The following is an 8127-nucleotide window of genomic DNA, read 5'->3' on the forward strand; positions in this document are numbered from 1 at the left end:
GCACCTATATTAGCACCTAGAAATGATTGTTCGTAGGGTTTTTTGCGGAGAGAGAAAATATGGATTTAATGCCTTGAGGTTCACTAGTACGGCTATTCCTACAAGATCTATTTTTTACATTTATCCCGATATTGTCCTTTGAAAAAATTAGTTGAACGAGATTTGGAATGTTTAGAAAATCTATATTTCGGAAATTATTTCAGCGATAAAAATCTGAATAAGCGCATTAAGGCTTTAGCACAATATATTCCTCAGATGCAAAATATATTAGTTAAACACGGAAATAATAGTTATTATCTTTTCAATTTGTGTGAGGAAGTTAATAGAGACACCACAGGCTATTATGTTTGGAAGTTTACGGCAAACCTTAAAATATTGATATCTAAAAATTATAACTTTATTGTTGTAAATAAACGATAAAAGTATTAATTGAAAATAGTAAATTATGAATGTGCACAATTAGCAAGAGAGCATTTCTCCATAAATATTGGTATATTTGATACTTTCAATAAAATTATAATTCAGTTGAATAATACTATGACCAAAGAAGCGCAGATTGAAGAATTTTTTATCAAAAAACTAGAAGACCTAAAATATGTTTACCGCAAAGATATACGGGATAGATATACATTAGAAAAGAATTTTCGTGAGAAATTTGAGGCTCTTAATAGGGTAAAATTAACAGAGAATGAATTTGAGCGATTAAAAGCGGATATTACAAATCCTGATGTTTTTAACGCTTCGAAATTATTACGTGCAAGGAATTATTTTCAGCGTGAAGACGGAACACCATTACATTATACATTGGTAGATATCAAAGATTGGTGCAAAAATGAATATGAGGTTATCAATCAATTAAGAATAAATACAGAAAATAGCAATCATCGGTATGATGTAATTATTCTCATTAATGGAATTCCCGTTGTTCAGGTTGAACTTAAAACACTTGAGCTCTCACCGCGTAAAGCAATGCAGCAGATTGTAGATTATAAAAATGATTCAGGTAATGGATATACCAATTCTTTACTTTGTTTTATGCAATTATTTATAGTTAGCAACAGAAGTAATACTTATTATTTTGCCAACAATAAAAATCAGCATTTTACTTTTAATGCGGATGAGCGGTTTTTACCCGTTTATAAATTGGCAGACGAATCCAATAAAAAAATTAGTGGATTAGATTCTTTTGCTGAAAAATTTCTTCCTAAATGCACGTTGGGGGAATTAATTAGCAAATATATGGTACTTGTGGAAAGTGAGCAAAAAATGCTGGTGATGCGCCCTTATCAGATTTATGCTGTGAAAGCCATTTTAGACTGTATTCATCAGAATCGCGGAAACGGGTATATCTGGCATACAACAGGAAGTGGTAAAACATTAACATCTTTTAAAGCTTCAACACTTTTGAAAGATAATCCCAATATCGAAAAATGTCTTTTTGTAGTAGACCGTAAAGATTTGGACAGGCAAACCCGTGAAGAGTTTAATAAATTTCAGGAAGGAAGTGTAGAAGCTAATACTAATACAGAAACTCTTGTGAAAAGACTTCTTTCTACGGATTATGCTGATAAAGTGATTGTTACTACCATTCAGAAACTGGGGTTAGCACTAGATGAAAGTAACCGTAAAAATTATAAAGAACGTCTTCAACCCTTGAGCAAAAAGCGTGTAGTTTTCATTTTTGACGAGTGTCACCGTTCTCAATTCGGAGAAAATCATAAAGCTATCAAAGAATTTTTTCCCAATGCTCAACTTTTCGGATTTACTGGTACACCAATTTTTCCACAGAATTCCAACTATACAGTTCGGGAAGGTGAGCAGGCTTTCTATAAGACAACCGAGGATATTTTTGAAAAACAACTGCACGCTTACACCATTACCAACGCAATTGGTGACGAAAATGTATTACGTTTTCATATAGATTACTTCAAAGGACAAGGCAATATAAAACTTAAATATGGTGAAGCGCTCGCTCAAAAAGCTGTGGTAGATGCAATTATCGAAAAGCACGATGCAGCAACCAATAACAGGCGTTTTAATGCAGTCTTTGCAACAGCATCTATCAATAACGCTATCGAATATTATCGGCTTTTTAAGAAAATACAGCAACAAAAGAATGCAGAAAACGAAGATTATGAGTCACTTAATATAACCTGCGTGTTTTCTCCACCTGCAGAAGGTAACAAAGATATTCAACAGATTCAAGAAGATTTAGAACAGGAAAAGGAAGATAATAGACAGAATCCTGACGAGAAGAAAGCCGCTTTAAAAACTATTATTGATGATTATAATCGACAATATGATACCAATCACAGCAGCAACGAGTTTGATTTATACTATCAGGATGTACAAAAACGTATAAAAGACCATAAATACAGTAACGCAGATTATCCACACAAAAATAAAATTGATATAACTATTGTTGTAGATATGCTTCTTACCGGATTTGATTCCAAATATCTCAATACGCTGTATGTAGACAAGAATCTCAAATATCACGGATTAATACAGGCATTTTCCCGAACTAATAGAGTACTAAATGATACTAAACCTTATGGTAATGTATTAGATTTTCGCCAACAACAAAATAATGTGAATGCTGCTATTACATTATTTTCCGGTGAAGATTCTAAAGAAAAAGCAAAAGAAATATGGTTGGTCGACCCTGCGCCAATTGTAATCGAAAAATATAAAGAAGCGGTCGCCCAATTGGAAGATTTTATGTCCAAAAATAATCTAATTTGTGAGCCGGAAGAAGTATATAATCTAAGAGGTGATGCTGCCAAAATTGCATTTGTGAAAAACTTTAAAGAAGTTCAGCGATTAAAAACCCAACTAGACCAATACACCGATTTAGATACAGAAGAGAAGAGTGTCATTGAAAGCATTTTGCCCGAAGATACTTTAAGGTCATTCAGAAGTTCCTATATAGAAACAGCTAAACATTTCAAAAAGATACAGCAAGAAGAAGGAGATAAAGCTCCGATTGATATACAGCAGCTTGATTTTGAATTTGTCCTTTTCGCCTCTACGCTGATTGATTATGACTATATAATGTCATTAATTGCCGAGAATATGCAGAAAAAGCCAGCTAAGCAAAAAATGACAAAAACACAGATAATCAGCCTTCTTACTTCAAACGCCAATTTTATAGATGAACAAGAAGATTTGACTGACTACATCAATAGCTTGGACTGGAATAGCGGACAAGACGAACAAACGCTGAAAAATGGTTATGAAACTTTTAAAATAGAAAAAAATAACAAAGAATTGTTAGAAATTGCTGATAAACATAACCTATCTATAGCGACTCTGAAAAAATTTATAGACCAAGTGATAACAAGAATGATTTTTGACGGAGAGAAACTAACCGACCTCTTAGAACCTTTGGAACTAAGTTGGAAAGAACGCAGACTAAAAGAACTTTCATTAATGGAAGACTTGGTTCCCCTTCTGAAAAAACAGGTGCAAGGTCGCGAAATATCAGGATTGGCCGCTTATGAGTAGTCAACCTAAAATATACAACTACAAAACATTGCCACGTCTGGTAACCAGACTGCGAGATGATTTGAACAATTCAGATTTTGTTTTGCTATACGCTTATAATGGAACAGGAAAAACTAGAATCTCAATGGCATTTAAGGATAAAGGTAAGCAGCTGGCTAATTCAGATACACTTTATTTTAATGCTTTTACAGAGGACCTTTTTTACTGGGACAATGACTTAGATAATGACAGAGATAGAACGCTAAAAATAAACTCTAAATCAAATTTTTTTAATGGTTTCAGAGAATTAGCTTTGGAAGAAAAAATCTTCGCGTATTTGGAACGCTATGCTGAATTTGACTTTAAAGTTGATTATGAAAAATGGCAAGTAGTATTCAGTAAAAACATTAAAAATCCAAAATTTAAAACAAACACAGAAGAACCAGAATATATTATTCAGGATAATATTAAAATATCTCGTGGAGAGGAAAATATCTTCATTTGGTGTATTTTCCTAGTAATTTGTGAACTGACTATAGATGGTGATGAAGCGTACAACTGGGTTAAGTATATATACATCGATGACCCCATTTCTTCTTTAGATGACAATAATGCAATCGCTGTAGCAAGCGATTTAGTTAAGATATTGAAAAAAGGAGTTGGAAAGGTTAAAATGATTTTGTCCTCTCATCATAACCTGTTTTTTAATGTGATGTGCAATGAACTGAAAAAGAATAACCATAAACGATACTTTCTGCACAAAAATGGAGCTGAAGGACATACATTAAGAGCAACTGATGATACTCCATTTTTTCACCATGTCGCTCTTCTGAGTGAGTTGAAACAAGCGGCAGAATCAAATAAAATCAGTACTTATCATTTTAATATGTTAAGAAGTACTTTGGAAAAAACAGCAACTTTTTTCGGGTTTGACGATTTTTCTAAGTGTATACATGGTATAAACGATGAAGTATTATATGCACGTGCACTTAATCTTTTGAGCCATGGGAAATATTCCATTTATGAACCAGTAGAGATGGGCGTTGATAATAAAGAACTTTTCAAAAATATATTATATGAGTTTCTTGGGAAATATGAATTTTATTTACCCGAAGTACTTAGTGAAGAAATAAAATAATTATGACATTAAAGCAACAGCAACAATTGGGTAAGACCCTTTGGGAAATAGCCGACCAATTACGCGGGGCAATGAACGCAGATGATTTCCGCGATTATATGCTCTCGTTTTTATTCCTTCGTTATCTGTCAGATAATTATGAAGAAGCGGCAAAGAAAGAATTAGGAAAAGATTATCCTCAATTAAAAGAAGGGGATAAGTCTCCTGCTTTAGGAATTTGGTATAAAGCCAACGAAGCAGATGTGCCTGATTTCGAAAAACAGATGCGTCGAAAAATCCACTATGTCATCAAACCACAACATTTATGGAGTAATATTTCTGAGCTTGCCAGGACTCAAAACGGTGATTTACTCCTAACACTGGAAGCAGGCTTCCGTTATATCGAAAATGAATCTTTTGAAAGTGCATTTCAGGGATTATTTTCGGAAATCAACCTCAATTCCGAAAAATTGGGTAAAACAGCTCCTGAAAGAAACAAAAAGCTTTGTACCATCATCCAGAAAATAGCAGAAGGGATTGCGGTTTTTTCTACAGATACAGACATCTTAGGAGATGCTTACGAATATCTTATCGGACAGTTTGCAGCGGGTTCCGGAAAAAAAGCAGGTGAATTCTATACCCCGCAACAGATGTCTACCATTTTATCTAAAATTGTAATTTTAGATAGCCAGAATCCTGCATTGGGAGAAAAGAAAAAATTAGATAAAGTATTTGATTTCGCTTGCGGTTCAGGTTCTTTGCTTTTAAATGTACGCAGGCAATTAGAAGAAAGCGGTGGGCATATCGGGAAAATTTACGGACAAGAGAAGAATATCACTACCTATAACCTTGCCCGTATGAATATGCTGCTACACGGGGTAAAAGATACCGAATTTGAGATTCACCACGGTGATACGCTTACCAATGATTGGGATATGCTTAATGAAATGAATCCTGCCAAAAAAATCGAATTTGATGGGATTGTGGCTAATCCCCCCTTTAGTTTAAAATGGGAACCTAACGATAGCCTAGCAGATGATTTTCGTTTCAAAAGTTACGGTTTGGCTCCCAAATCAGCGGCCGATTTTGCATTTTTGATTCACGGATTTCATTATCTTTCCAATGAGGGGACTATGGCAATAATCCTTCCGCACGGCGTATTGTTCCGAAGTGGTGCTGAAGAACGTATCCGAGCCAAATTATTGAAAGATAATCATATAGATACCGTAATTGGACTCCCTTCAAATTTATTCTTTTCCACAGGTATCCCGGTTTGTATTCTGGTTTTGAAAAAATGCAAAAGATTTGATGATGTTTTGTTCATCAATGCAAGCGAATGCTATAAAAAGGACAAAAGACAAAACCGTCTGCGTGAGGGCGAAAACGGGGAACCTAATGATATCGACAAAATCGTTGAAACTTATCAGTTCCGTAATGAGCAAGAAAGGTATTCCAGAAGAGTTCCTATGAGTGAGATTGAAGAAAATGGATATAACCTTAATATTTCCCGTTATGTAAGTACGCATATAGACGAAGAGCCGATTGATATCCAAGCCGTAATGCAGGAAATTAAGTCTTTGGAAGCCAAGCGTTCTGAATTGGACAAAGAAATTGAGGGGTACTTTAAAGAATTGGGGTTAACTTTTTAATTTTTTATATCCTTAATGTTTTTACTAACAAAAGTTGAATTATCAAGATGACAAATAAAAAATTAAATGTAGCTAATGTTCCCAATTTGAGATTCCCGGGGTTTGCGGAGGAGTGGGAAGTGAGGAAACTGGGGGAAATTGCAATGAAAATTGGAGATGGTTTGCATGGAACTCCTGTGTATGTAAATGAATCGGATTATTATTTCATAAATGGAAATAATCTCGTAAATGGAAAGGTTGAATTGAATAGTAACACTAAGAGAGTTGATGCTGAGACTTATACGAAAAATAACAAAGGTTTGAATAAAAATACAATCTTGATTTCGATAAATGGAACAATCGGCAATATAGCAAGATGTAATAATAAAAATTTAATGCTGGGAAAAAGTGTAGGATATTTCAATTTTGAAAAGAATTCAGATTTTTTTTATCACACATTGCAAACGAAGTCTATCCAAGACTTCTTTAAGTCTGAACTTACCGGCTCTACGATTAAAAATTTATCTTTAAAAACTTTGCGTGAAGCTCTTATATCATTTCCAACTCAAGATGAGCAAAAGAAAATAGCTTCATTCCTCTCAATTTTAGATGAGAGAATTTCAACCCAAAACAAAATAATTGAAGAATTAGAAACCTTAATTAAAGGACTAAGTGAAAAACTTTTTTCTCAGAAAATTAGATTTAAAGAATTTAAAGAGGAATGGCAATTGAAGAATCTAGAAGAGGTTTGCGAATTTCACAAAGGAAGTCCCTTGTCAAAAAGCGACATTGTAAAAGATGGGCGTTTGAAATGTATTCACTACGGAGAATTGTTTACAAAATACAAAACTGTCATTTCAGATATTTTTTCTCACACCGATATCGAGGGTTTCAAAAGTAAAACCGGAGATGTTCTAATGCCAAGTTCAGATGTTACTCCATTAGGTTTAGCAACAGCAAGCGCTTTATTAGAGGACAATGTAATTTTGGGTGGCGACATCAATATTTTACGACCACAATCAAATATAAACCCAATCTTTTTATCTTATATTTTAAATTCGGAAAAGAAAAGAATTATTGAATTGGTTTCAGGAACAACTGTGAAGCATATCTACATTAAAGACTTAAAGCAAATCAAAATCTATATTCCCAATTTTGATGAACAAGTGGTTATTTCCCAATTCATTTCTTCCATTGATAAGAAGATACAAATCGAGAAAAATTTACTAGACAAATACCAATATCAAAAGCGATATCTATTGCAGAATCTGTTTATATAAATAGGTTCTGTAATAGATAATTTTTCTGCTGCTGATATCCCCTAAGAAGTTTATTTTCTACAAAAAATTTGTTTGATAAACTATCCAAAGCTAGTATGACTTTATCCTGTATATATAGATTGGGAATTTTTACTTCAAATTTTTCTAACGCAGATTTTTGAATATTGGGTAATCCAGAACCTACTCGAAGTGCCATAATTTTATTTTCATTTGCTTTCAAGTAATAATACAAATATTTGCTTTTAATTTTTTTGTTAATTTTATTCAGCGTATAGCAATGTCCTCCACTCCAAAATTTATAATAGTTATATTGAATATATCCACAGGAATTTCCACCTTCACTTATAGAAATGGTTTCTGCATCCGAATTATATTCAGAATGGTAGCCTGATGGTAATATACCCCCATTCATTACATAATAAAGCCCTTTTTTAGATAATTCAGAGGCATTTATTTGTTGTCCTTTTTTTATAACACAAAGTAATTTTAAAGGAAGAACAGAAAATTGAAATAGGTCGAGTTCAAATATTTTCTGACAAAGTCCTTTACTAAAAGAAAAATAATCCCAAATCTAATCAAACTCGATTTCGAAATATTGAAGAATAGCTTTATAATT

General features: G+C 33.3%; 5 protein-coding genes. 4 read left to right on the forward strand and 1 reads right to left on the reverse strand.

What is annotated here, in order from left to right; genetic code table 11:
• Positions 1 to 429: 429 nt before the first annotated feature.
• The 4 genes from OPU68_RS17425 to OPU68_RS17440 are packed head-to-tail and all read left to right on the forward strand — an operon-like array spanning position 430 to position 7511.
• The gene (locus OPU68_RS17425; RefSeq protein WP_271248047.1) at positions 430 to 3507 is read left to right on the forward strand and encodes a type I restriction endonuclease subunit R; all 3078 of its coding nucleotides are present in this window, start codon (positions 430 to 432) and stop codon (positions 3505 to 3507) included.
• Positions 3500 to 4624 (forward strand): AAA family ATPase, encoded by a 1125-nt coding sequence (locus OPU68_RS17430; RefSeq protein WP_271248046.1) that lies wholly within the window; start codon positions 3500 to 3502, stop codon positions 4622 to 4624. Before OPU68_RS17425 ends, OPU68_RS17430 begins: the two co-directional genes overlap by 8 nt.
• Positions 4625 to 4626: 2 nt before the next feature.
• Positions 4627 to 6252, forward strand: coding sequence for a type I restriction-modification system subunit M (locus tag OPU68_RS17435; RefSeq protein ID WP_271248045.1), 1626 nt, complete (start codon positions 4627 to 4629; stop codon positions 6250 to 6252).
• A 47-nt stretch (positions 6253 to 6299) separates the two neighbouring features.
• Positions 6300 to 7511: a restriction endonuclease subunit S gene (locus tag OPU68_RS17440; RefSeq protein ID WP_498475196.1), complete on the forward strand. Its 1212-nt coding sequence runs from the start codon at positions 6300 to 6302 to the stop codon at positions 7509 to 7511.
• Here the strand turns inward: OPU68_RS17440 and OPU68_RS17445 are convergent.
• Positions 7504 to 8082 (reverse strand): restriction endonuclease subunit S, encoded by a 579-nt coding sequence (locus OPU68_RS17445; RefSeq protein ID WP_498475198.1) that lies wholly within the window; start codon positions 8080 to 8082, stop codon positions 7504 to 7506. The genes OPU68_RS17440 and OPU68_RS17445 overlap by 8 nt on opposite strands.
• Between the last annotated feature and the right edge of the window lie 45 nt (positions 8083 to 8127).

The sequence above is a fragment of the Chryseobacterium sp. TB1-D10 genome, assembly GCF_059803555.1.